26 protein-coding genes and 1 tRNA gene are annotated in these 22154 nt (G+C 67.5%); 13 read left to right on the plus strand and 14 right to left on the minus strand.

The genetic code is table 11. From position 1 onward, the window contains the following. Window positions 1-37: 37 nt before the first annotated feature. Window positions 38-1444 carry a PKD domain-containing protein gene (locus ACOZ4N_RS12735; protein ID WP_424016748.1) on the minus strand — a complete coding sequence of 469 codons (1407 nt, stop codon included), beginning with the start codon at window positions 1442-1444 and terminating at the stop codon, window positions 38-40. A gap of 60 nt (window positions 1445-1504) precedes the next feature. Then, entirely contained in the window at window positions 1505-2188 is a 684-nt protein-coding gene (locus ACOZ4N_RS12740; RefSeq protein WP_424016749.1) for a haloacid dehalogenase type II, read from the minus strand. Window positions 2189-2328: 140 nt separating this feature from the next. Here ACOZ4N_RS12740 and ACOZ4N_RS12745 point away from each other — a divergent pair, with 140 nt between their 5' ends. From ACOZ4N_RS12745 to ACOZ4N_RS12775, 7 genes are all read left to right on the plus strand, one after another. Then, entirely contained in the window at window positions 2329-3558 is a 1230-nt protein-coding gene (locus ACOZ4N_RS12745) for a translation initiation factor IF-2 subunit gamma (RefSeq protein ID WP_424016750.1), read from the plus strand. After that, on the plus strand, window positions 3555-3932 hold the full coding sequence (locus tag ACOZ4N_RS12750) for a PIN domain-containing protein (RefSeq protein WP_424016751.1): 378 nt from the start codon (window positions 3555-3557) through the stop codon (window positions 3930-3932). Before ACOZ4N_RS12745 ends, ACOZ4N_RS12750 begins: the two co-directional genes overlap by 4 nt. 1 nt (window position 3933) lies before the next feature. Further along, on the plus strand, window positions 3934-4509 hold the full coding sequence (locus ACOZ4N_RS12755) for a DNA-directed RNA polymerase (protein WP_424016752.1): 576 nt from the start codon (window positions 3934-3936) through the stop codon (window positions 4507-4509). A 2-nt stretch (window positions 4510-4511) separates the two neighbouring features. Beyond that, window positions 4512-4709 (plus strand): transcription elongation factor subunit Spt4, encoded by a 198-nt coding sequence (gene spt4 / locus ACOZ4N_RS12760; RefSeq protein WP_077206065.1) that lies wholly within the window; start codon window positions 4512-4514, stop codon window positions 4707-4709. A 73-nt stretch (window positions 4710-4782) separates the two neighbouring features. Continuing rightward, window positions 4783-5280: a GTP-dependent dephospho-CoA kinase family protein gene (locus tag ACOZ4N_RS12765; RefSeq protein WP_424019954.1), complete on the plus strand. Its 498-nt coding sequence runs from the start codon at window positions 4783-4785 to the stop codon at window positions 5278-5280. A gap of 83 nt (window positions 5281-5363) precedes the next feature. Continuing rightward, window positions 5364-5684: a 30S ribosomal protein S24e gene (locus ACOZ4N_RS12770; RefSeq protein ID WP_424016753.1), complete on the plus strand. Its 321-nt coding sequence runs from the start codon at window positions 5364-5366 to the stop codon at window positions 5682-5684. Further along, a complete protein-coding gene (locus tag ACOZ4N_RS12775) occupies window positions 5685-5819 on the plus strand; it encodes a 30S ribosomal protein S27ae (protein WP_092658338.1) in 135 nt (44 codons plus the stop codon). A gap of 8 nt (window positions 5820-5827) precedes the next feature. Here the strand turns inward: ACOZ4N_RS12775 and ACOZ4N_RS12780 are convergent, their stop codons facing one another. Then, on the minus strand, window positions 5828-7246 hold the full coding sequence (locus tag ACOZ4N_RS12780) for a hypothetical protein (RefSeq protein WP_424016754.1): 1419 nt from the start codon (window positions 7244-7246) through the stop codon (window positions 5828-5830). A gap of 121 nt (window positions 7247-7367) precedes the next feature. On the opposite strand from ACOZ4N_RS12780, the gene ACOZ4N_RS12785 reads away from it, so the two are divergent. Continuing rightward, a complete protein-coding gene (locus ACOZ4N_RS12785) occupies window positions 7368-9032 on the plus strand; it encodes a bifunctional N(6)-L-threonylcarbamoyladenine synthase/serine/threonine protein kinase (protein WP_424016755.1) in 1665 nt (554 codons plus the stop codon). Here ACOZ4N_RS12785 and ACOZ4N_RS12790 read toward each other — a convergent pair whose 3' ends face one another. Further along, on the minus strand, window positions 9033-9479 hold the full coding sequence (locus tag ACOZ4N_RS12790) for a DUF6653 family protein (protein ID WP_424016756.1): 447 nt from the start codon (window positions 9477-9479) through the stop codon (window positions 9033-9035). Between the two features lie 92 nt (window positions 9480-9571). Between ACOZ4N_RS12790 and ACOZ4N_RS12795 the strand changes: the two genes are divergently transcribed. Beyond that, window positions 9572-9844 (plus strand): DUF5808 domain-containing protein, encoded by a 273-nt coding sequence (locus ACOZ4N_RS12795; protein ID WP_424016757.1) that lies wholly within the window; start codon window positions 9572-9574, stop codon window positions 9842-9844. A gap of 39 nt (window positions 9845-9883) precedes the next feature. Then, window positions 9884-10591 (plus strand): non-canonical purine NTP pyrophosphatase, encoded by a 708-nt coding sequence (locus ACOZ4N_RS12800; protein WP_424016758.1) that lies wholly within the window; start codon window positions 9884-9886, stop codon window positions 10589-10591. Between the two features lie 265 nt (window positions 10592-10856). Here ACOZ4N_RS12800 and ACOZ4N_RS12805 read toward each other — a convergent pair whose 3' ends face one another. From ACOZ4N_RS12805 to ACOZ4N_RS12815, 3 genes are all read right to left on the minus strand, one after another. Further along, complete coding sequence (locus ACOZ4N_RS12805; RefSeq protein WP_424016759.1) at window positions 10857-11330, minus strand: DUF7384 family protein; 474 nt, start codon at window positions 11328-11330, stop codon at window positions 10857-10859. 128 nt (window positions 11331-11458) lie between these two features. After that, window positions 11459-12547 carry a putative sulfate/molybdate transporter gene (locus tag ACOZ4N_RS12810; RefSeq protein ID WP_424016760.1) on the minus strand — a complete coding sequence of 363 codons (1089 nt, stop codon included), beginning with the start codon at window positions 12545-12547 and terminating at the stop codon, window positions 11459-11461. A 304-nt stretch (window positions 12548-12851) separates the two neighbouring features. Then, window positions 12852-13514: a potassium channel family protein gene (locus ACOZ4N_RS12815; RefSeq protein WP_424016761.1), complete on the minus strand. Its 663-nt coding sequence runs from the start codon at window positions 13512-13514 to the stop codon at window positions 12852-12854. 148 nt (window positions 13515-13662) lie between these two features. On the opposite strand from ACOZ4N_RS12815, the gene ACOZ4N_RS12820 reads away from it, so the two are divergent. After that, window positions 13663-14052: a hypothetical protein gene (locus ACOZ4N_RS12820; RefSeq protein WP_424016762.1), complete on the plus strand. Its 390-nt coding sequence runs from the start codon at window positions 13663-13665 to the stop codon at window positions 14050-14052. Window positions 14053-14073: 21 nt separating this feature from the next. Here the strand turns inward: ACOZ4N_RS12820 and aceB are convergent, their stop codons facing one another. From aceB to ACOZ4N_RS12835, 3 genes are all read right to left on the minus strand, one after another. Next, the gene (gene aceB / locus ACOZ4N_RS12825; RefSeq protein ID WP_424019955.1) at window positions 14074-15378 is read right to left on the minus strand and encodes a malate synthase AceB; all 1305 of its coding nucleotides are present in this window, start codon (window positions 15376-15378) and stop codon (window positions 14074-14076) included. Between the two features lie 101 nt (window positions 15379-15479). After that, the gene (locus tag ACOZ4N_RS12830) at window positions 15480-15836 is read right to left on the minus strand and encodes a DUF7344 domain-containing protein (protein ID WP_424016763.1); all 357 of its coding nucleotides are present in this window, start codon (window positions 15834-15836) and stop codon (window positions 15480-15482) included. 100 nt (window positions 15837-15936) lie between these two features. Then, window positions 15937-16596 (minus strand): helix-turn-helix domain-containing protein, encoded by a 660-nt coding sequence (locus ACOZ4N_RS12835; RefSeq protein WP_424016764.1) that lies wholly within the window; start codon window positions 16594-16596, stop codon window positions 15937-15939. Between the two features lie 289 nt (window positions 16597-16885). On the opposite strand from ACOZ4N_RS12835, the gene ACOZ4N_RS12840 reads away from it, so the two are divergent. Continuing rightward, window positions 16886-17068, plus strand: coding sequence for a hypothetical protein (locus ACOZ4N_RS12840; protein WP_424016765.1), 183 nt, complete (start codon window positions 16886-16888; stop codon window positions 17066-17068). A 143-nt stretch (window positions 17069-17211) separates the two neighbouring features. Here the strand turns inward: ACOZ4N_RS12840 and aceA are convergent, their stop codons facing one another. The 4 genes from aceA to ACOZ4N_RS12860 all read right to left on the minus strand — a co-directional run bounded on the left by aceA (window position 17212) and on the right by ACOZ4N_RS12860 (window position 21392). Then, on the minus strand, window positions 17212-18279 hold the full coding sequence (gene aceA, locus ACOZ4N_RS12845) for an isocitrate lyase (RefSeq protein ID WP_424016766.1): 1068 nt from the start codon (window positions 18277-18279) through the stop codon (window positions 17212-17214). A 748-nt stretch (window positions 18280-19027) separates the two neighbouring features. Further along, window positions 19028-20293 (minus strand): RNA-guided endonuclease InsQ/TnpB family protein, encoded by a 1266-nt coding sequence (locus ACOZ4N_RS12850; protein ID WP_424016767.1) that lies wholly within the window; start codon window positions 20291-20293, stop codon window positions 19028-19030. 144 nt (window positions 20294-20437) lie between these two features. Further along, window positions 20438-20509, minus strand: a tRNA-Thr gene (locus ACOZ4N_RS12855). Window positions 20510-20642: 133 nt separating this feature from the next. Then, on the minus strand, window positions 20643-21392 hold the full coding sequence (locus ACOZ4N_RS12860) for a DUF7114 family protein (RefSeq protein ID WP_424016768.1): 750 nt from the start codon (window positions 21390-21392) through the stop codon (window positions 20643-20645). Window positions 21393-21453: 61 nt separating this feature from the next. On the opposite strand from ACOZ4N_RS12860, the gene ACOZ4N_RS12865 reads away from it, so the two are divergent. Further along, entirely contained in the window at window positions 21454-22134 is a 681-nt protein-coding gene (locus tag ACOZ4N_RS12865) for an enoyl-CoA hydratase/isomerase family protein (RefSeq protein WP_424016769.1), read from the plus strand. Window positions 22135-22154 lie beyond the last annotated feature (20 nt).

A 22154-nucleotide genomic window follows, 5' to 3' on the forward strand; every position in this document is an offset into this window, starting at 1 on the left:
TCGGGCTACAGCGGTAGCGAGGCGAAAGCCCACCCGTTCACAGGTCGAAGACGTACGCCGAGCCGGCCCCCTCGGCGTCCCGGGTGTCGTAGTCGGGTGCTCCGAGGAGGGCGCGGCCGTCAGTCAGCGCGACCGCCTCGCCGAAGTCGTCCTGTTTCTGGGCGTCCCCGGCGACGAGTCGGTCACGCTGAGTCCACGCACCGTCACGGCGCTGGAACAGGTAGGCGGCACCGACGAGGCTTGTTCCCGAGACATCTTCGCCCGGCGCGGTGATCAGGGCCGTCTCCCCGTCGAGGGCGATCCGACTGCCGAACTCGTCGGTGGTCTCGCCGTTCGGGGGCGCGAACTTCTCCTGGGGGTTCCACTCGCCGCCAGTGCGCTCGTAGACGTAGACCGCGCCCGCCATGGTGCCGTTTGGCTTGTCCTCGTAATGTGCACCGACCAGCGCCATGGTCGGTGCAACGGCCAGTCCGACGCCGAACTCGTCGCGCTCGTCTCCCCCGCTGGGAGCGAGTTTGGCCTGCTGTCGCCAGTTTCCGCTCGTTCGCTCGAAGACGTACGCCGAGCCGCTGTTCGTGGCGTTCACGTCGTCTTCGGGCGCACCGACCAGCGCGACGCCGTCCGCGAGTGCGACGTTGGCACCGAAGTTCTCGCCCGGGCCCCCGTCGTCGGGGGCGAGCTTGGCCACCTGCGTCCACGACCCGGTGTCGCCTTCGAACACGTAGGCTGAGCCGGCGCCACCGTATCGCTCGTCTTCGGCCATTCCGTTCGGGTCCTCGTCGTTGGCCGCCCCGACCAGTGCGGTGGTGGCGGTCAGCGCGACCGCGTTGCCGAACGCGTCGTTCTCGTCGCCGTCGGCCGCGTAGAGCTTGGTCGTCTGTGTCCAGCCGTCGGACCCGCGCTCGAACACGTAGACCGAACCGATGCTGTACACCGAGCGCTCGACGCCGTCGCCGCGAGGGTCGCGGTCGCCGGGGTCACCGACGAGCGCCATGTCGCCGTCGAGTGCGACCGACTCGCCGAAGCTCCGTGGGTCCCCGACTTCCGGGGCGAGTTCGGTCGTCTGCGTCCAGCCGTCAGCGCCGCGTTCGAACACGTACGCGCGACCGGCCGTGTACTGATCCTCCGGTGTCGCCCCGGGCGCGCCGACGAGGGCCGTGTCCCCGTCGACGGCGACGGTGTACCCCAGGTGGTCGTCCGCCGAACCGTCGCTGGCGACGAGTTTCGCCGTGTGAGTGGTTGCGTCCGTCTCGGCAGGAGCAGGGTCCTCGCCGTCGCCCGCGTCCGTATCCGACTCGCCGGTCGTCGCCGTGGTGTCGACCCCACCTCTCGTGTCGGTCCCATCGCCGGTCGAGTCCGAGCCGGAACAGCCTGCAACCGTCGCCACCGCACCGGTCCCCAGTGCCTGCAACACGCGTCGCCGCGAGTGCCAGCTGTCTGTCATAACTCGACGTTCGCCGCGACTGGTTAGTATGTTTTCAAAACGGTCGGGAACGGGACCGACTCAAGCGTCGAGTGTGTCCGCGAGGCCGTGGAAGTCCGCGACCGTGAGGTCGGGTTCGCCGTCGAAGGTCACCCAGGGGTCGTCCTTCCGGTCGACCCAGACGCCCTGCATCCCGGCGTGACTGGCCCCCTGTACGTCGAACCAGCCCGCGGTGGCGTGGGCGATCTCGTCGATGGGCGTCCCGGTCCGGGCGGCGGCGTGGCGGTAGAGGGCCGAATCGGGCTTGAATCGCTCCACCTCGTCGGCGCTGACGGTGTCTTCGAGCAGGTCGTCGACGCCGGCGTGGGCGACCATCGAGTCGAGCATCTCGGGGTTGCCGTTCGAGACGATGTAGAGGTCGTAGCCGGCATCGGCGAGTCGTTCCATGCCCGCACGAACGTCTTCGAACACGTCGAGTTCGTGGTAGACGGCGAGGATGTCGTCGCGCTCGTCGGCGGTGTACTCGACGCCGAACACGTCCAGCGCGTGGGTGAGGGCGTCGCGGTTCATCTCGTAGAACGGCTGGTACGCGTCGACGTGGTTGGCGACCATGGTGTACATCAACGAGTGGGCGCGCCAGAGGTTCGAGACGGGTTCGGGGTCGGGGACGACGTCGGCCAGCGCGGTCGCGGCGGCCTCGACGTCGACGACGGTACTGTAGGAGTCGAACGTGACGGTCGTGACGCGGTCGGGATCGAAGGGCATGGGCGGCGAATGGGCCAGCAAGTGGATAATCCCTGGGGCCGATCCGGGGTCGTCGAGCCGGGGCGATCCCGCCGTCGGCGGGCGAGAACAGCAACTTTATCAGGTGCAGGCGGCGAAAGGACGGTAAGATTACTCTCGAAATGACAGACGAACACCGACAACCGGAGGTGAACATCGGGCTCGTTGGCCACGTCGACCACGGCAAGACGACGCTGGTCCAGGCGCTGAGTGGGGAGTGGACCGACCAGCACTCCGAGGAGATGAAACGCGGCATCTCCATCCGCCTCGGGTACGCCGACGCGACTTTCCGGCAGTGCCCCGACGAAGACGAACCCGAGAAGTACACCGTCGACGAGGAGTGTCCGGACGGCTCGCCGAGCGAGCCTCTCAGGACCGTGTCGTTCGTCGACGCACCCGGTCACGAGACGCTGATGGCGACGATGCTCTCGGGGGCCTCGATCATGGACGGCGCGGTGCTGGTCGTCAGCGCCTCGGAACCCGTCCCGCAGGCCCAGACCGAAGAACACCTGATGGCGCTGGACATCATCGGCATCGACAACATCGTCATCGCCCAGAACAAGGTCGACCTCGTCGACCGCGAGACCGCGGCCGACAACTACGAACAGATCAAGGAGTTCGTCTCGGGCACGGTCGCGGAGGGCGCACCCATCGTCCCCGTCTCGGCCCAGCAGGGCGTCAACATGGACGTGCTGATCCAGGCCATCGAGGAGGAGATTCCGACGCCCGACCGCGACCCCAGCGAGGACGCCCAGATGCTGGTCGCGCGCAGTTTCGACATCAACCGTCCGGGCACGACCTGGGACTCGCTGATGGGCGGCGTCCTGGGCGGCAGCCTCGTCCAGGGCCAGCTCCACGACGGCGAGGACATCGAACTCCGCCCCGGCCGGGAAGTCGAGGAGGGCGGCCAGACCGAGTGGCGGCCCGTCGAGACCACCGTCAGGTCGCTCCAGGCCGGCGGCGAAGACGTCGAGGAGGCCACGCCGGGTGGCCTGCTCGGCGTCGGGACCGGCCTCGATCCGTCGCTGACGAAGGGCGACGCGCTCGCGGGACAGGTCGCCGGCCCGCCGGGGACGCTCCCGCCGACCTTCGAGCAGTTCGAGATGGACGTGGACCTGCTGGAACGGATCGTCGGCGAGACCGACGAGGTCGAGGAGATCTCGACGGGCGAGCCGCTGATGCTCACCGTCGGGACGGCCACGACCGTCGGGTCGGTCACCAGTGCCCGCGGCGGCGAGTGTGAGGTCGCGCTGAAACGGCCGGTGTGTGCCGAGCCGGGCGCGAAGATCGCCATCAACCGCCGGGTCGGCGCGCGCTGGCGACTGATCGGCGTCGGGACGCTTCGGGAATGACGGTGTGTCTGGACACGAGCGCGCTGATGATGCCGGTCGAATGCGACGTGCGACTGTTCGAGGAACTCGACCGCGTGCTGGGCGACCACGACCTGGCCGTGCCACGGGCCGTGGTCACCGAACTCGATTCACTGTCGGCCGGCGGCGGCGAGGAGGGGACGGCCGCCAGTGTCGGCCGGGATCTGGCCGACCGCGCTCGCGTCCTCGACCACGAGGAATCGTACGCCGACGACGCCATCGTCGAACTCGCCGCCGCCGGCGAGTGCGATTGTGTCGTCACGAACGACCGCCCCCTGCGAGACCGCGTACTGGACCGTGGCGTTCCAGTAATTGGTTTAAGGGGCCAGAACAAACTCGCCATTACTCAACCATAACATGTACAAACGGGTTCGACTTCGCGACACAGTAGAGGTGCCCCCGGAACACCTCGCAGACGTGACTCCGGGACTCGTCAAGCGACTCCTGCAGGACAAGCTCGAAGGCCGGATGGACGAGGACGTTGGTAGCGTCGTCTCGGTCATCGAGGTCCAGGACATCGGTGAGGGCGCGGTCCTCCCGAACGAGCCGGGCGTCTACTACGAGGCAGAGTTCGACGCGCTGACGTTCGACCCCCAGATGCAGGAGGTCGTCGACGGGGAGATCGTCGAGGTCGTCAATTTCGGCGCGTTCGTCGGTATCGGACCGGTCGACGGACTGCTGCACGTCTCCCAGATCTCCGACGAGTATCTCGCATACGACGAGGAGAACCAGCAGTTGGCCTCCCGGGACTCCAACGACACGCTGACGGTCGGCGACGCGGTGCGGGCCCGCATCGTCACCAAGAGCATCGACGAGCGCAACCCCCGTGACTCGAAGATCGGCCTCACCGCCAAGCAGGTCGGGCTCGGGAAACACGGCTGGCTCGAAGCCGAGCGCCAGGAACGCAAGAGCGAGGCGACCACGGGTGAGTAGTCATGGCTGACAGACTCGTCTGCCGGGAGTGTCACCGCGTCCAGCAGTCCGGCGAGGAGGAGGCGTGTGTCTCCTGTGGCTCCAGCTCGCTGACCGAAGACTGGGCCGGCTACGTCATCATCGCACACCCCGAGGAGAGCGAGGTCGCCGAGGAGATGCAGGTCGACGAGCCCGGCAAATACGCGCTGAAGGTTCGGTGACGTGACCGACGACACAGACACCGAGGTCGTCGTGCGCCTGCAGGAGGCACTGCGCGGCGAGCTCAAAGACCCGATGGGCGAGGTCTACACCGAGGCCGAGGCGCTGTTCGCGGCCGCCGACCCGCCCCTGATCGCGGTCGGTGACATCGTCACCTACCACCTGATCGAGGCCGACCACCGGCCGGACGTGGCGCTGATCGACGGCCAGACCAAGCGCTCGGCCATCGAGGACCACATCCAGGAGGCCATCGACGCGGGCGTATTCGACCGCGAGGTCGAGGTGGAAAACGCCGCGGCGGGACTGAGCGCGGGCCTCCTGTCGGCGCTCGCGACGGCCATCGACGCCGCCGGCGAGGGCGAGTCGACGGTGATCGTCGTCGACGGCGAGGAGGATCTGGCGACGCTGCCGGCTATCGCCGCCGCACCGTCGGGCGCGAGCGTCGTCTACGGCCAGCCCGACGAGGGGATGGTCCTCGTGGAGTGTGACGAGGAGATCAAAGCCCGAGTGTCGGACCTGTTCGAGCGGATGGACGGCGACGACGAGCGGCTGTGGGACCTGCTCGACGGCTGAGCCGGGCATTCACCCACCGACACGGTGACGGTACGGGCTTCGAAATCCTTTTACTCGTTTCGCGGGGAGTACCACCAAGAACCATGGATATCGACATCATCGAGGAGACGGAGAATCCGATGTTACACCGAACCGACGTTCGGTTCGAGATGGTCCACGAGGACGCGACCCCCTCGCGGCTCTCGGTTCGTGACAGTCTCGCCGCCAAGCTCAACAAGGACGCCGAGGAGGTCGTCGTCCACGAACTCGACACGAAATACGGGATGCGCAAGACCGTGGGCTACGCGAAGGTGTACGACAGCCCCGAGTTCGCCGCCGACGTGGAGCAGGATCACATGCTCGAACGCAACAAGATCACGGCCGACGGCGACGGCGAGGCCGACGAGGAGGCCGAGGAGGCATAGATGCCCCGCCACGAACTCTACGAAGACGACGGGACGACCGAGAAGGAAACGTGCCCGCGCTGTGGCGACTCCTTCCTCGCGGATCACGGCGACCGCCTCCACTGCGGCCGGTGTAGCTACACCGAGTGGCAGTAGGACTCCGTTCAGTTTTCGTCCTGCCGATCCCGCCGGAGCAGAGCGGCAGCACTACCGACGCCCGCGAGCGCGCTCGCGACGCCCAGTCCCGGCCCCGAGCCGGACGTGGTCGTCGACCCGGGGTCGTCGGCCGCGCCAGCAGTCGACTCGTCGACCGTCGGCGTCGGCGCACTACCGGGTCCTGCTGTCGACCGGGGAGCCGTCGAGTCCGTTCGCTCGTCGGTCGTCGGCGTGTCCGGAACTGGGGACGCCGTCGTCCGTGTCGACTGCCCGCCCGACTGGCCCGATGGGTCGTACAGGCCGAAGAGGGCGTCCGTCCCGCTCCCGCCGGGCAGGAGGACGCCGTCGTCGGTCGGTACGAGGTCGTTGAACCGGTCCCACGCACCCGGACCGTAGGTCCGGTCCCACTTCCGGTCGCCCGCGTCGTCGACGGCGATCAGCCAGGCGTCGCCGGTCGATTCGACGCCGGTCCAGCCGCCAACCAGTGCCGTATTCTCGACCGTGGTTGCCGCAAAGAGGATGTTCCGTTCGTTGGGACCGTAGGTCCGGTGCCACCGCTGCTGGCCGTTCCGGTCGAGGTTCGCGACGTACGCGGCCGTCGTCGCCTCGCCGGGGCCACGCGCGAGTCCGGCCAGATAGAACCCGTCGTCGGTCGGGGCGAGGTCGTAGGCGACTCCCTGTGTCTCGTAGGATCTGGCCCAGCGCTGTCGTCCGGTATCGACGATGGACGCGATCCAGGGGTGGAGATTACGGTCGTCGCCGATTTCGGCACCGGCGAGGAGATACCTGCCGTCGCCGTCCGGGACGACGCTGTAGCCGAACTGCCCGCGGTCCGTCTGTTTCCACTCGATGGCACCCGTCTCGTCGATGGCCGCGAGCCAGAGGGACTGCGCCGGCGTCGCACCGATCAGGAGATAGCCCCCGTCGGTGGCGGTCGCCGAGCGGATCATGGCCGCCGACTGGAACCGCTCTTCCCACCGGATCGACCCGTCGGCGGCGACGGTCGCGGCCCAGGCGCCGGTCGTGTTCTCGCTCGCGCGGCCGCCCGCCAGGAAGTACGTGCCGTCGTCGTTGGCGACGACCGTCTCGATGCGTCCGCGCACGCCACCCTCGTATCGACGGCCCCACTGGTACCGGCCGTCGCCGTCGAACGACGCCACCCAGGCGTCCGCCCCCTGCTCGCCAGTCGCCTGCCGCCCGGCGACGAGGTAACCGTCGCCTCCAGCCTCGACAGCCGTGTTCGCGGCGGTCAGTCGAGTGCCGTCGCCCGAGTGAGTTCGCGTCCACGCGAGGTCGCCGTTCGCCGACTCCGCCGTGCCGTCCTGTCCGGTCGTCCGTACCGCTCCGACGCTACTGATCGCCGTCGCGCCGACGGCCCCGCCGGCGAGTGTGGCGAGCAACCGCCGTCGTCGCACTGTCCGTCGCATGTGCTGGGCCGGGCTGGTTCCGCCTTCGTATTTCAACGTTTGGACGGAGGGGGTTCAGCGGCGAGGAGGGCAGCCCGGATGACAACCCATTTGCCCGCTCGTCGCCTCCCGACTGGCAAGAGTGACGCCGGACACGCGCGTGCTGGGCATCGAGGGGACCGCCTGGGCGGCCAGCGCGGCCGTCTACGACAGCGCGACCGATGCCGTCGAGATCGAGACCGAGGCCTACCAGCCCGACAGCGGCGGTATCCACCCGCGCGAAGCCGCCGAACACATGGGCGACAACGTTCCCCCGGTCGTCGAGCGGGCGCTCGGTCACGCCCGTGAACTGGCGGCCGAGGACCCCGACCGCGAAACCGACGACCCACCCGTCGACTGCGTGGCCTTCTCCCGGGGGCCGGGACTCGGCCCCTGTCTGCGTATCGTCGCGACGGCGGCCCGCGCGGTCGCCCAGCGACTGGACGTGCCCCTCGTGGGCGTCAACCACATGGTGGCCCACCTGGAGATCGGCCGGCACCGCTCGGGCTTTTCCTCGCCGGTCTGTCTGAACGCCAGCGGCGCGAACGCCCACGTCCTGGCCTACCGGAACGGCCGCTACCGCGTGCTGGGCGAGACGATGGACACCGGCGTCGGCAACGCCATCGACAAGTTCACCCGCCACCTCGACTGGTCCCACCCCGGCGGGCCGAAGGTCGAGGAAGCCGCAAAGGACGGCGCGTACCACGAACTCCCCTACGTCGTCAAGGGGATGGACTTCTCCTTCTCGGGCGTGATGAGCGCGGCCAAGGACGCCGTGGACGATGGGGTTCCCGTCGAAGACGTGTGTCACGGCCTGCAGGAGAGCGTCTTCGCGATGCTGACGGAAGTCAGCGAGCGCGCCCTCTCGCTGACAGGCAGCGACGAACTCGTCCTCGGCGGCGGGGTGGGCCAGAACGCCCGCCTGCGGGAGATGCTGGGGGAGATGTGCGAGCAACGCGGCGCTGACTTCTTCGCCCCCGAACCGCGCTTCCTGCGGGACAACGCCGGGATGATCGCGGTGCTGGGCGCGAAGATGTACGACGCGGGCGACACGCTCTCGATAGCGGAGTCGGGCATCGACGCGGACTTCCGGCCGGATCAGGTCGAAGTCAGTTGGCGCGGGCGGGCGTCGGACACGACGCCCGCCGAACGAGCGAGCGGCGAAACGCCGCGAGCCGACGAACTGCAGGGCGCGGAGGCGACCGTCGAGATCGACGGCGACCGCGTGGTCAAACACCGACGCCCGCGGAGCTACCGCCACCCGCAACTGGACGAGCGGTTGCGGGTCGAGCGCACCAGAGAGGAGGCCCGGCTCACCGCCGACGCGCGCCGCCACGGCGTCCCCACGCCGGTCGTGCTGGACGTGGACCCCTGGGAGACCCGGCTGGTCTTCGAGCGCGTCGGCGACGCGGACCTCCGCGAGCGGTTGACCGAGGCCAACGTCCGTGACGTGGGGCGGCACCTGGCGACGATCCACGAGGCCGGGTTCGTCCACGGCGATCCGACGACGCGGAACGTGAGGATTTCCTTCGAGGGAACCAGTAGTGACGATGGCCGCACGTACCTCATCGACTTCGGACTGGGCTACTACACCGACGACCGCGAGGACTACGCGATGGACCTGCACGTGCTGGCCCAGTCGCTCGCGGGGACGGCCGACGATGCCGAGAGTCTCCTCGGGGCCGCCGAGGACGCGTACGGAGCCGTCGGCGACGAGCGCGTCCTCGATCACCTGCGGGAGATCGAGGGGCGCGGCCGCTATCAGTGATTACTCGGGCGTCACGTCGGCGGCGTGGCGGTCGTAGTAATCGGCGACGAAGGCGACGAACAGGAACTTCAGCGCCATCGCGCCGGCGGTGGCGACGGCGGTCCGGACGGGCTGGCGGCGGACGGCCGCGCGGACGGCGTAGATCGTGCAGGCGGCGTTACAGACGTTCAGCAACTGGATCGGATGCCAGCGGTTCCCGTGTTCGAGCCAGAGCCGTTCGCCGTAGACGACGCGGGTCATCCACGCGTCGTCGTCGGACGGGGGCGGGAACAGGACGGGATTGATGGCGACGAACAGCACGGTGCCGACCAGCAGGCGCTCGTCCCGGCGGTAGATCGCCAGCATGAGCAGGGGGAGGCTGGCGACGCGTGACCAGCCGCTTTTCGGGTTGGCGTGGCGCTCCCAGACGGCCTCGCGCACGGCGGCGACTCGGGACGGCTGTGACATGTGTCAACAGATGTGGCGGAGTGAGATAAAGACAGGTCCCGGTCTGCCTCGTCAGGACAAACGTCTTAACGGGGCCAGACGAAACACGGAGTATGGCTGACAAGCCGGAGTCCGGTGAGATCTTCGGGGTACCGTACAACTTCGAGCGGCCGAGCATCAAGCGTCTGCTCTCGTCGTACTGGCGGCCCGGCGAGGGGATGCTCGTCGAGAAGCCCTTCGGCATCGGCTACACGCTGAACCTGGCCAACTGGCGGTCCTGGATCGTGCTGGCCGTCGCCGGCCTCCTGTTCTACCAGGGTCGGCAGTCGAGCGAGGAGAGCGAAGCCGGCGACGAGGACGAGCCCGTCGAAGTCATCGTCGACTGAATCGACGCGTCTTTTGACCGGCGGCGCGGACCGCCGGGTATGCTCCGGTTCGTGACGACCAATCAGGGGAAGGTGCGGGAAGCCCGCGAGTATCTCGGCGACGAGACGGTCGAACAGCTCGATTTCGACTACACGGAGATCCAGGCCGACGACCTCGCGACCGTGGCCGCCCACGGCGCGCGGGAGGCGTATCGCCACGTCGAGGAGCCAGTCCTGGTCGACGACGCCGGCCTGTTCGTCGACGCCTTCGACGGCTTCCCCGGCCCCTACTCATCCTACGTCGAGGACACGGTGGGCGTCGAGCGCGTCTGGCGGCTCACCCGCGAGGAAGACGACCGCGCGGCGTCGTTCAGGACCGTGCTGGCTTACTGCGACGGCGAGGGCTTCGACCCGTCGCCGGAACCGGTCGAGCACGAGACCCGAACGGAAGACGAGTCTCGGGACGAGCGAACGGGGAGCGGTGCGACCCGTGAGCGCCGCGGGCAGGACCAGAGCGCCGAGGAACGCGCGGCGGCGACGACGGACGACCAGGTGGCCGGGGGCGACCTGCCGGTGAGGATCTTCGAGGGGTACGTCCCCGGCGAGATCGTCGCGCCGCGGGGTGAGGGTGGGTTCGGCTACGATCCCATCTTCGAGCACGACGGGACGACCTTCGCCGAGATGACGCCCGAGGAGAAGAACGCGGTCTCTCACCGCGGGCGGGCGCTGGCGAAGTTCTCCGAGTGGTTTCAGGAGCGAACGGAGTGAGCGACTGAAACGTCGAAAGACGAGCGAAGCGAGTCGTTCGGAAGTTCGCTGAGCGCTAGCGAAGCGAACCAGACCAGCCGCAGTCCGGGAGCGCAGCGACAGCGAGCACCCCGAACTGTCTGGGCGTGGTACCGGGAGCGAACGGAGTGAGCGACTGAAACGTCGAAAGACGAGCGAAGCGAGTCTTTCGGAAGTTCGCCGAGCGGTAGCGAGGTATATCAGGCCAGTCGCAGTTCGGGCGCGCCGAGGGAACGAGGTCCGGGCATCACGTCCGCGGGTCCCGGTCCGGCCCGGGATACGTACCGCCGACGACGACCTCGTACATCCCTTCGGGATCGAACAGCGAGACGAACGCCCGCGGGTCACGGACGCTCACGTCGACGTGTTTCCGGAGGGCTGCGCCCGCCTCAACCGATCGGAGCCCCTCGTCGAAGGTGAGGAGGTGCGGGGCGTCGCCGTTGTAGGCCGAGGCCAGCGCGGGGTGGTCGCCATCGGGATGTTCGACGGGTTCGCGCAGCGCATCGATCCGCTCGCGCCAGTCGGCGGCGAGGTCGGCGTCGGCGCAGTCGGCGATCACGGCCTCGGCGTCCGAGAGGAGGGGATCGCTGGCGACCAGCCGTACCCAGTCGTGGGCCCGCGCGATGTCGAGCGCCTCGCGGGCGGGCCCGTCCACGAGCAGGTCGGCCGCCAGCACGTCCGCGTCCGCGACGAACCGGGCGGGGTTGGGGCCCTCAGTCATCCTCAGCCCTCCGGGCCGCCAGCCGGTCGCGGACGGTCGCGAGGTCGACCTCGTACTCGTCGGCGCGGTCGAACAACTCGGCCCAGGTCATACGCCCTCTGGGTGGGCACGCGCCGAAAAGCCACCGCTCAGGCGAGCCAGCGCTCGCGGGCGAGCCAGTACCCCAGGCCGGCGAGGAAGGCGACGCCGACGTTGGTGGCCACGGCGAGCAGGCCGATGGCACCGACCAGCGGCAGGTGGTCGGTGTCCAGCGCGACCCGGCCGAGCTGGACGGCGACGACGCCGAGCAGGGTACCCAGGAGTGCCATGGGGAAAGACAGCCAGAGGCCGGCCACCAGCGCGCCGGCGAGATAGCAGACGCCGAGGACGACGTTGGCGGTCCCACTGCGCGCGCCGAAGGCGTACTTCCCGGCGAGGCCGCCGCTGCCGTGACACATCGGCAGGCCGCCCAGCGGCACCGCGGCCAGGGACATCCCGCCCATGCTCCGGGCGAGGCGGTCCGGCGACACGTCGCGGTCGAACAGGTCGGCACAGAGCAGCGAGGTCGCGACCGCGGCGTTGCCCACGGTCATCGCCAGCTGTGCCACAGTACCTTCGAGGGCGCCAATCGTGAAGGCGGGGCCGCCGGTCGGGAACAGCGACGCAGCGGGCAGTGCGGGTGCGGGGACGCCAGCGACGACCGCGGTCCAGACGGTGCCGGCCGCGAGGACGACCAGCGCGGCGGCGCGGCGGTAGCCGGCGACGGCGACCACGCCAGCCAGCGCCGCGCCGACGGCCGCCACGGCCGGATCGCCCAGCGCGAGGTCGAGACCGGCCTGGGCGAGCAGGAGAGCGACGGCGAACTGGACGCCGCGGATGACCGGCCGGCCGATCACGGTCTGGAGGCGGGAGAGCGTCCCCGTCGCACCGACGACGAGCAAGACGCCGCCCGCGAGCAGGCCGGCGGCGACGAGTTCGCCGTAGGTCAGCGCACCGGCGATGGCCAGCCCTGCCAGCGCCTTCATCGGCTCGACCGACAGCGGGAGGCCGTACCGGAGCCCCCAGACGATCTGGAAGACGCCAAAGCCCACGAGGACGTGCGCGAGCGACGCGGGCGTCAGCGCGCCCAGCGCCACCACGAGGGGCAACACCGTAACCGAATCCCCTAACGCGCCCGTCAGGTCCCCGACGGCGACGGGAAGCCACTGCTCGACGCGTTCGACGGTCGATACGGCCACGACACGCCCTCGGAACCCGCGGCATATCAGCGTTATCAGCAACCGTTCGACGTTCCGTGACTCGTCGGACGTGCCCAGTATCGGCTAGCTGGTCCGTCGCTGGGCCGGCCGCTCGGATCTGTGGGGCGGTCGCCCTCGTGCGGTTTCCCGCGGGTGTGACGGATGTCTGACGCGATTTTAAGTACTACCCGCACCTGCTGAAAATTAGGGCGCGCTCAGGCGGCCTCAGTCTCCCATCCTTTCGCGCGCCCGGACACCGTTGACCCCACCCCACTTTCCTTTCACCGACGCCGAGAGGGACGGCTCAGGCGCTCTCGCCACGCAACTGTTCGCGAGCGGCCGCCAGCGAGTCCGGGTGTGAGATCAGGGCGACGCTGTCGTCGGCCTCGATCTCGGTCTGTGGCAGGGGGATGGTCATGGGTTCGTTCGCGCGGCCGTGCGCGTACAGGCGGGCGTCGGCCGGGAGGTCGATCTCCACGACGCGTTTGCCGATCATCGGCGAGTCGTCCGGGATTCGGATCGTGGCCGCCGAGAGTTGCTCGGTGATGTCCGCCAGAACGTTGAAGTCACCGCCGAGCAACGCGGTCTTCGCGCCGGCGGCCCCGAGCCGTTCGGGGTAGATGATCTCGTCGACGTCCTCGGCGTACTTCGCGTAGATCTCCTCGCGGTAGTCCTCGTCGATCCGCAAGACTGTGCGACAGCCGTGGTGTTTCCCGACCATACAGGCCGCGAAATTCGTGTTGAGATCGCCCGTGAGCGCGGCGATGGCGTCGGCGGCTTCGAGTCCGGCAGCTTCCAGCACGTCCTCCTCGGCCCCGTCGCCCTCGACGACCGCGAAGCCCTCGGACTCGGCGCGAGCGATCTTGTCGTGATCGTTCTCGACGATGACGACCTCGTGGCCCTCGGACTGGAGGTTCCGTGCGGTGCGCATCCCGACCCGGCCGAAGCCGACGATGACGAACTTCATAGGTGTGTGGTATGCCACCATGGGTAAAAACACTAGCCCCGCCGTCGGCGGGAGTGTGGCCGGCCGGTCGCCCCGTACCGGCCCCGTATCGAGGCGGTATCCGGGGGGACCCGGATGCTTATGCGTATTGGTCACTTTACACAGGCTGATGTCCGATCGGGATGCTGTGCGTGACGTGTTGTTCCAGTACACCGATAGCCGGCCCTGCCGACTCCTCTGGGGGGCCCTGGGCGACGGCGGCGATCTGGCCGATCTCGACCTGGCCGACTACGTCGAGGTGACGCGAGTGACCGACGGCGACGTGTGCCTGGTAACCAGAGCCGACGAGGCCGACATGTACCTGCGGTGGGACCGCTCGCTGGGGAGTTTCGTCTACGCCGCGTTCTGGCCGCCCTGGGGCGTCGTCGACGCCGGCGCGGCCGACAGGGCACGCGCGGAGTCGCTCCTGGCCGAACGGGACCGGCCCCGGCCCGTCCCCTTCGCGGAGACGCCGTTCGCGAACGGCGGTCCTGCGGCCGATCTGTCCGACTGGCTGTAAAAAAACGAAGGGAGTTGCCGTTTAGTTCCCGACGTCCATCGCGCGGTCGACGACGTCCTCGCCGTACAGCTCCGCGAGGTCGTCGTGCTGGTCCGGACGGTTCTCGTAGACGTCCTGGAACAGCGCGACGGGGGTCATGAGGGCCTGGTAGGTCGCCTCGTCCCACATGCGGTCACTGCTGACGTCGACCTGCACGCCGTCGATCTCGATGGTGGCCGCGCGGGTCATCGCGATGGCACCCTTGCCGGCCTCCTTGGCCGCCTCGAACTCCTCCATGGAGTCGACGATGTCGTCCATGCTCGGGACGTAGTCCACGAGGTCGAGCAGTTCGTCGGCGAGGTCCTCCTCTGTCTCGACGAAGATCTCGTCGCTGCCGACTTCGAGTTCGTAGCCGCCGTCCTCTTCTTCGAGTTCGATCCGGTCGCCGCTGTAGACCTCGACGCCGTCCTGGCTGTCGAGTTCGACCTCGCGACCGTCGGCGTCGATGATCCAGTAGCCCTCCTCCGGCGGGAGCGGGGACTTGTTGGCCTCGACGACCTGCCCGGGGGTCAGCGACCAGATGCCGAGCATGCCCATCGCGTTGTTGGCGGTGATGCGCTCGTGGTAGCCGTCCACGTCGCGGATGTCGTCGTAGGGACCGTCGACGGAGATACAGCCGGCGGCACTGGCCGCGCGGGAGGTGTTGTGGCGCAGTTCCTTCCACTCGGGGAGGCCGCCGGTCGGCGTGATCGCGCGCATGTCCTTGGTGTAGTCGACCTCACCGTCGACCAGCAGGAACAGGCGTTCGAGGTTGTTGTCGGCCTTGCCCATCTCGTCGCGGAGCTTGCCCATGGCCAGCTCGGCGGAGCCGGACTCGATGATGACGCTCATCGCGAGCGAGCCCTCTTCGAGACCGTACTCGTTCTCGACGATGGTGATGAACTCGTCGGCCTTCTTCCAGTCGTCGATGTCGCCGACCTCGGGGATGACGAACCCGTCGATGTTCTCGACGGCTCCGTTCTCGGGGTCGGCGATCTCGAGCATGTGCTGGAAGCCCTGATAGCGCGTCTCGGGGCTGTCGCGGTGCCAGACGACGCGGGGGTGGATCTCACCGGGGAACTCGTCACCCTCCTCGGCGACGACCTCGGCGATGTTCTCGGCACCCTCGTCGCGCATGTTGGGCGCGGTGGCGTCCTCGTTGTCCGGGACCCACACGTCGGGGGCCTGCATCCCGCGCAGACCGATGGCGCTCCGGAGCTTCTTGGCGGAGTCGTCGGCACCGCTCTCTGCTGTCGGGGTCGTAAAGAACGTCCGCACGAACTTTCGGTCGTGGAGACGCTTGTCGATTGCAGTCATTGTAGTCACTCGAAGGGATTACTCCGCGGTTCTTAAAGCTGGCCGAATCGAGTCGCAAGCCCGCTGTGCGGGTGCATACCGTCCGGAGCGAGTCAGTCGGCCGCCACGTCCTCGATGGCCCGCAGACACCGTTCCAGTTCCTCGTTTCCGCGATAGACGACCAGCGACGCCTCCCTCTCGTACTCGATCACGTCCGCGCGCTGGAGCTTCGGCAGGTGGACGTGATGGAGGTCGATCAGGACGGACTGCGGACGCACGTCGTCGGCGCGTTCGCGGACGATCACGTCGGTGAGGACACCGACCGGGAGCCTGTCGTCCCCGTTCTCCAGAAGGGTCGAGACGACGAGGCGGCGGTCACGGTGAGCGAGCAGTTCGAGCCACCTGTCGAACGACGGGTCTGCCGACTCCCCCAGCGCCGGACGGTCGTCCTCGGGTCCCGGAGAACTCATCCCAGTGGGAGTATCGACATGAAGTCGGTTGTAATCCGCGCATGGCTGACCATACTGTGTCCCTATACATGTCCAGCGGCGAACGGGTCCGAACGATCCGTCAGTCCGTCTCGTCGGGCGTCACGAGAAGCGAGTGGTCGACGAGGTTGACGATGGCCCGGCGGAGCCGTTCGGTGACGGCCTGATCGGAGATGCCCAGTTTCTCGGCCAGCTCGACGGTCGTACAGGTCCGGGGGATGTCGTAGTACCCGGACTCGACGGCCAGTACCAGCGCTTCGCGCTGGGTCGGCGTCAGTCCGAACCAGGGACCGGCATCGGGTCGCGTGGGGTTGTACACCCGGATCACCTCGAAGTTGATCCGGGCGTCGTCCAGCGACTCCCGGAACGACGACAGGCTGTCGTGACTGGGAAACCGGACCTCGAACTGCCAGGCATCGCTGTGGCCCGTCGCGGCCAGGACGTGCCCGTCGTTGGCCACGATGGCCTCGAAGAGGTGATCGAATTCGACGTTCCAGTCGATAGCGTACAGCGTCCGGTCGTCGAACTCGTCGATCTCGGTGACCGCATCGACAGCCGGGTGATCCCGGACGCGAGACTCGAAGGAGCTCCGGTTCCCGTCGTAGACCCAGAACAGCGGCACAGCTCGCTCTCCGGCAGGCACCATCGTTTCGACCTCGATCCGAACACCGGGGACGACATCGAGGATGCGACCCAACTCGAAATCACTCGTGACGACCTCCATCTCCACGATGACACTCATGAACCGGTCAGTGTCTGGTAATTCTGTTTCCCGGGTCAAATGTGGGTGCCTTGGTATACGAGGGTACGTCACCGAGGTATAAGGAGTCGGGGTATGGTTTTGCTCCAGTGATACGAAATCGGAGGCGGCGACCGGACCGGGCTGGTGGCATGGTATACCATGCTAATCGATAGGTTGTTACCGTCAGGTCCACAAATCGAGGTACGGACATTGCACACTGCCAGGGACCTCCGCGGGGCAGACGAGGCACCAGTTCTGCCGAAGTCACTGCATACCCCGTGAGGACACAATGGATGACCCCAACCTGCGCGTCACCGACGAGTCGACGTTCGAGACGCTGCTCACCGAGTTGTTGCGGACGGCACATCAAAACGGCATCGAGGTCGAGGGCGGGTGGGACGTGGACGGCGAGGACGGCCATCCCGACTGGGACGTGGTGGTGACCGTCGTCGAACGGACTGCCGACGACTGAGCGGGCGACTGGTTTTTCGACGGTTGCGGGCGGACGGAGCCGTCGCTATCCGGCGAGCGTCGAAAGAAAAGCGTCGGTTAGAGACCGCTGTGCTCGCGGGCCAGTGGCCCGCTCGCGCGTCCGGCGCTTCGAGAAGCGCCCGCTCAGTCCTGGTCGGAGTTGATGACGGCTTCTTCCTCGTCGTCGCTGAAGCCGGCGGACTCCTGCTGGCGCTTCTTGGCTTCGGGGTCGAACTGCGCTTCGATGTTCTGGAAGCGCGGGACGAAGGAGAGCTGGTGGTGACTCTCGGTCTCGTGACCCAGGTAGCGGTCTTCGAGGTCCCACTGAGCTTCTTCGTCGTTCTCGGCGATGTTGACCATGTCCTCGTAGACGGCGTGTGCGCCCGAGTGCAGGGCGTACAGCGTGATGAACTGGTACTTGTAGCCGAGGTCGCCCAGTTCCTGGAACGTGAGCGGGTCGTCCTCCTCGGACCACGCGAAGGAGCTGGAGTAGTTGAAGGCCAGCTTCAGGTCGGGGTGGGTCTCGTGGATGGTCTCGGCGTAGTTGACGGCGTCCTCGCGGGACGGGTCGGGCATCTCGGGCCAGACCAGGTCGACGCCGGCGTCGGCGTACATCCGACCGCGCTCGAGGTGTTCCTCCCAGTCACCGTTGGCCGAGCCGTAGGCGTCGGTCCGGGCGATGATGATGGTGTCCTCGTCCTGCTTCGCGTCGACGGCGGCCTCGAAGCGGGCCTTGGCGTCTTCGCGGGAGACGATCTTCTTGCCGGCGATGTGCCCACAGCGCTTGGGCGTCGTCTGGTCCTCGATGTGGACCGCAGCGACGCCGACCTTCTCGTACTCTCGGACCGCACGGCGGACGTTGTGGATGCCACCGTAGCCGGTGTCACAGTCCGCGATGACGGGCAGTTCCGTGGCCTCGACGATGCGCTTCGCGTTCTCGACCATCTCGCGCATGTCGACCATCTCGAGGTCCGGGAAGCCGAACTGGCCGAGGACCGTCGAGTACCCCGACATGTACGCGGCGTCCAGACCGGCCATCTCGGCCAGTCGGGCGTCGAGCGCGTGGTAGAGACCGGGCGCGAAGACGTAGTCCTGGTTGTTCAGCTGCTCGCGCAGTTCGCGCGCCTTCTTGTTGTCGACGTCCTTGATGTAGGGTTCTGTGCTCTTGACGCTGCTCGCAACGGGGTCGTCCCCATCTGAATCGTGTGCCATGGTTATTGCGTTTAGGTCCTCCAGTAGAATCGGTTTATCTCTGTCGAAACGGTCCGCGAACGGTGGGACCTAGCTGCCGCCCGAAGACCGTGCGGGAGGGTTCCAGTTCCGGTCGGCATCCGTGTTCGACCCAGCCGGTCGACCCCACTCTGGGGGCCAGCAGCGGCGCGAACCGCCCACTGTGCCCACGTGCCGACAGCGGCTGACGACTGGAATCTGCGACGGATCGTACCCGGTAACATGGAACTCCGCCCGCGTTGCCGCGGTGTCTGTTCGTACGCATCCGTCACGAGTATACATCAGCAGAAAAATGTTATGGTCTATAATGTTAAAACTCTTTAATCGCCCTCCCGGACCTAGAGCGAGCTAACGAATATAAGGGATTGTGGTTCTCTAGCACGGGATTTGGCGGTCGTTCGATCTCGGCCGAGCGTCCGGACACAGCCGTCGCTCGGAGGTGTGGCGTCGAAGTAGAAAGGGTGGGGGATCGGTGGGGGGTGGGGGGTGGGGGTGGCACCGTGTTGGTGCCTACTCACCGATATGTGCGGGTGGGTAAAGTATCTTGTGCCCGATTATCAGCAATAAAATTCAAGTGGAGTGAACGTCGGGGTCGTTGCGGTAGAACGGGCAGTAGATGTTCTTTCCGCCCCGTTTCGATCTCGTGACTCTGTGCCCGTCGCTGTCACTCTGTGGGCGTCGAGTCGCGAGAAGAGCCTAGGCCGGAATATCGACTGCGTCGGTGTGACCATCAAGCGGGATCCGATGGTGTCGGCGGCCTGGTACCACACCGGCGCTTGTCCGTGAACTCGGCCTCGAACCCATCGGGGTAAGCGGTAAATCCGCTGTTCGGTGTCACCGTTCCGGACTTCAGGGCGAGTTGACCGTCGCCCGTCCGCCGGGACGACTGTTGGCCCCGGCGGACGTACCGCAATCCGATATTTTTCGCTGCGTTGTAATCCGCGTTCGCTCCCGTCTCACAGGCTCGGCACTCGAACCGCTCACGAGTGGGACGGTTCGCATCGGAGACAAACCCACACTCGCCACACCGTTTCGACGTGTCGGCAGGATCGACCTGTTCGACCGCGATGCCGTGCCGTTCAGCCTTGTACTCGACGAACTGGTAGAGTTTTCTGTAAGCCCACCTGTGCCCCCACGCATCGTCCGTTCGTTTCCGGATGTGTGTGAGGTCCTCGAAGACGATGCGATCGCACTCGTATCGGACAGCTTCGGTGACGATTCCCTTGGAGACACGATGCATCTCGTCGCGAACGGTTCGCAGTTGGCGGCCGCTCGCCTGTTCGAGCGTTCGGTGGGCGCTTCGCGTTCCAGTACGTTGCAACCCAGCACGTGTCTCCTCGAATTCGCTGAGTGTGTGATGTAGCTCTCGTCCCGAAAAGAACCGCGCAGTGCTTGTGACAGCGATGTTTTCGACACCGAGGTCGACCCCGAGAACCGTTCCGTCCTCGGCGGTGTTCGGTTGGTCGTTCGATTTCGGGCGTCGAAAACCGAGATGGAGGAAGTAGTCGTCCCCGTCGGCAGTGAGCGTGCTTTCGGTCACCTCCCAGCGTTCCGAATCAAGAAATTGCCACTGATACCCGTCGTCTTCCGGAAGGGCGAGCGGACAGCGAATCCGGGCTTCGGTCGTACTGAGAGACACTGTCTCGTCGTCGAACAGCGTCAACGTTCGAGAGTCGTATTTCACTGTCGGCGCAGTGAACCGTGGTTTACTGGTTTTTTCTCCCCTCGATCTACGTTCGACACAGCCAGTTATCGCCTGTGCGGCGTGGTGTGTGGCCAGAACCGCGTGTTGACTTCCGAGGCCGGTCTCCTCCCGCAGGGTGTCGTAGGCGAGTGACTGGACATCCGACTTCGCCCGACAGCAGTTCCACGCGAGGTCGGTCGCGATCTGACATCCGCGCTTCCACTCGGATATCGTCCCTTCGAGGAGCGCGCGCTGCTCGTCGGAAACTTCGAGACGAGTGATCGCGGTCCGATACACGTAGTCGTCCGCCACGGGTCCGTTGTTGTCCGGCGGTTACGTTAATCTGACGGTGAAACAACAGTTCGGCAATTCTACTCTCGCACCCCCGACCGGAGCGCCAGCAGTCGGGGTTCTGGCGGTTACGACCAGTACGGGTCGGCAACGAAAATTCGAGAGAGCCTGAGGCGGGAATTGAACCCGCGGTCTCGTCCTTACCAAGGACGCGCTTTACCGCTAAGCTACCCAGGCGCGTCGGACGGGGCGTCCATCCGCTGTGCCCGGTTCTACTGGGCTGCTCTATAAATATGTAATGAAACCACGTCGCCGTGGCGAACCGTGACGTACCACTCAGAGCGAGTCCAGAATCGTCGATTCTCGGGCGTCAGTGGTCCGCGGAGGTCCGCGCACCGCCCGCGGGCGAGGGTTCGGTCCCGACGAGTCCGCCGAGTCGGTCGCGGACCTCGCCGGTGAGGACGGCCTCGGCCTGTGGGAGGTCGCCCTCGACCGTCGCGAGGTCGGTGACGAACTCCCGACAGCCGACGGGGGCGCTCCCGCCGGCGGCGGTGGTCCCGGCGACGACGGCCAGCTCGAACACGTCGGCTTCGAGGTTGCCGTCGAGCGTGGGGTCGTCGGTCTCCCGGCGCACAGTTTGATCCTGCCCGAACGAGCGGACGACCGTGACGGCGGCCTCGGCGGCCTCGGTCCGCGCCAGGAGGTAGAAGCCGCGGGCGACGAGGATGTCCGCGACAAGTACGTCGAGATCGGCCGCGGCGGCCGCCCGTTCTTTCCCGTCGCCGTCGCCGGATCGGGCCGCCGCGACCGCCGAAGTCGACCAGTCGTCGAGTCGGCCGTGGCCGGCCCACGGTTCGGCGTGGGCCAGCGAGCGGGTGAGGCGGAGTCCCTCGTAGATGAGCTGGACACCGGCGGCGCGGTCGTCGATGCCGTCGGTGCCGACCTCGTCGGATCCGGCCGAGGCCCCCTCGGCGACGGCCGCTGCACTGCACAGCGTCAGCGCGCCCGGCGCCATCGATCCACCCTCGATGCGCTGTTCGATGCGCTCGAAGAGACGATCCGGATCGACGTCGTCGACGGCCTCCAGCGCCGCTCGCCGAACCGCAGCGGCTTCGTCCATTACGCCGAACTAGCGGGGGGAAAGGCAAAGACCTTTGGAAACGACCGACCACGGACCCGGCATGATAACGACCGAACGGGCCGACGAGGTGCTGGTCGTCACGCTCGACCGGCCCGAGCGACGCAACGCCCTCACCCCGTCGGGGCTGGACGCGCTGGAAGCGGCCGTCACCGACGCCGATTCCCCCGTCGTCTACCTGCAGGGGGCGGGTGACGCCTTCTGTGCCGGGGCCGACCTGAACGTGGTCGCCGGCCTCGACGACCCCCGCGAGTTCGCCGCCCACGGCCAGGTGGTCGCTCGCGCCATCGAGGACAGCGAGCCCGTCGTCGTCGCGGGGATCGACGGCCCCGCCCGGGGCGGTGGCGTCGAACTCGCGCTCGCGTGTGACCTCCGGGTCGGCACCGCGGACGCGAGTTTCGCCGAGACCGGCGTGGAACTCGGCCTGTTCGGTGCCTGGGGCGGTACCGCGCGCCTCCCCCGCGTGGTCGGGGAGGGCGAGGCCATGGACATCGCGCTCTCGGGACGGGTCGTCGACGCCGAGGCGGCGCTCCGGATGGGACTGCTCTCCCGGATCACTGCCGATCCGCGGGCGGTGGCCGAGGAGATCGCGGCCAACGACCACGGCGCGCTCGCCGTCCTCAAGCGCCGACTGCGCGACGACGCCGGCACGACCGAGCAGGAGCGTCGGGAGGCGGACGCGTTCGCGGACCTGCACGCCGCGGCCGACTTCGACCGGACGTAGCGCCGCGGGGACGGGACTGC

Source organism: Halorientalis pallida, assembly GCF_049605515.1.
GTDB classification, from domain to species: domain Archaea; phylum Halobacteriota; class Halobacteria; order Halobacteriales; family Haloarculaceae; genus Halorientalis; species Halorientalis pallida_A.

Coding starts and splice junctions, on each gene's coding strand:
- ACOZ4N_RS12840 (WP_424016765.1), top strand. CDS start 16,886: ATGGATGACCCCAACCTGCGCGTCACCGACGAGTCGACGTTCGAGACG.
- ACOZ4N_RS12745 (WP_424016750.1), top strand. CDS start 2,329: ATGACAGACGAACACCGACAACCGGAGGTGAACATCGGGCTCGTTGGC.
- ACOZ4N_RS12865 (WP_424016769.1), top strand. CDS start 21,454: ATGATAACGACCGAACGGGCCGACGAGGTGCTGGTCGTCACGCTCGAC.
- ACOZ4N_RS12780 (WP_424016754.1), bottom strand. CDS start 7,246: ATGCGACGGACAGTGCGACGACGGCGGTTGCTCGCCACACTCGCCGGC.
- ACOZ4N_RS12770 (WP_424016753.1), top strand. CDS start 5,364: ATGGATATCGACATCATCGAGGAGACGGAGAATCCGATGTTACACCGA.
- aceA (WP_424016766.1), bottom strand. CDS start 18,279: ATGGCACACGATTCAGATGGGGACGACCCCGTTGCGAGCAGCGTCAAG.
- spt4 (WP_077206065.1), top strand. CDS start 4,512: ATGGCTGACAGACTCGTCTGCCGGGAGTGTCACCGCGTCCAGCAGTCC.
- ACOZ4N_RS12790 (WP_424016756.1), bottom strand. CDS start 9,479: ATGTCACAGCCGTCCCGAGTCGCCGCCGTGCGCGAGGCCGTCTGGGAG.
- ACOZ4N_RS12765 (WP_424019954.1), top strand. CDS start 4,783: ATGGGCGAGGTCTACACCGAGGCCGAGGCGCTGTTCGCGGCCGCCGAC.
- ACOZ4N_RS12740 (WP_424016749.1), bottom strand. CDS start 2,188: ATGCCCTTCGATCCCGACCGCGTCACGACCGTCACGTTCGACTCCTAC.
- ACOZ4N_RS12795 (WP_424016757.1), top strand. CDS start 9,572: ATGGCTGACAAGCCGGAGTCCGGTGAGATCTTCGGGGTACCGTACAAC.
- ACOZ4N_RS12750 (WP_424016751.1), top strand. CDS start 3,555: ATGACGGTGTGTCTGGACACGAGCGCGCTGATGATGCCGGTCGAATGC.
- ACOZ4N_RS12775 (WP_092658338.1), top strand. CDS start 5,685: ATGCCCCGCCACGAACTCTACGAAGACGACGGGACGACCGAGAAGGAA.
- ACOZ4N_RS12820 (WP_424016762.1), top strand. CDS start 13,663: ATGTCCGATCGGGATGCTGTGCGTGACGTGTTGTTCCAGTACACCGAT.
- ACOZ4N_RS12860 (WP_424016768.1), bottom strand. CDS start 21,392: ATGGACGAAGCCGCTGCGGTTCGGCGAGCGGCGCTGGAGGCCGTCGAC.
- ACOZ4N_RS12835 (WP_424016764.1), bottom strand. CDS start 16,596: ATGAGTGTCATCGTGGAGATGGAGGTCGTCACGAGTGATTTCGAGTTG.
- ACOZ4N_RS12815 (WP_424016761.1), bottom strand. CDS start 13,514: ATGAAGTTCGTCATCGTCGGCTTCGGCCGGGTCGGGATGCGCACCGCA.
- ACOZ4N_RS12830 (WP_424016763.1), bottom strand. CDS start 15,836: ATGAGTTCTCCGGGACCCGAGGACGACCGTCCGGCGCTGGGGGAGTCG.
- ACOZ4N_RS12805 (WP_424016759.1), bottom strand. CDS start 11,330: ATGACTGAGGGCCCCAACCCCGCCCGGTTCGTCGCGGACGCGGACGTG.
- ACOZ4N_RS12800 (WP_424016758.1), top strand. CDS start 9,884: ATGCTCCGGTTCGTGACGACCAATCAGGGGAAGGTGCGGGAAGCCCGC.
- ACOZ4N_RS12755 (WP_424016752.1), top strand. CDS start 3,934: ATGTACAAACGGGTTCGACTTCGCGACACAGTAGAGGTGCCCCCGGAA.
- ACOZ4N_RS12735 (WP_424016748.1), bottom strand. CDS start 1,444: ATGACAGACAGCTGGCACTCGCGGCGACGCGTGTTGCAGGCACTGGGG.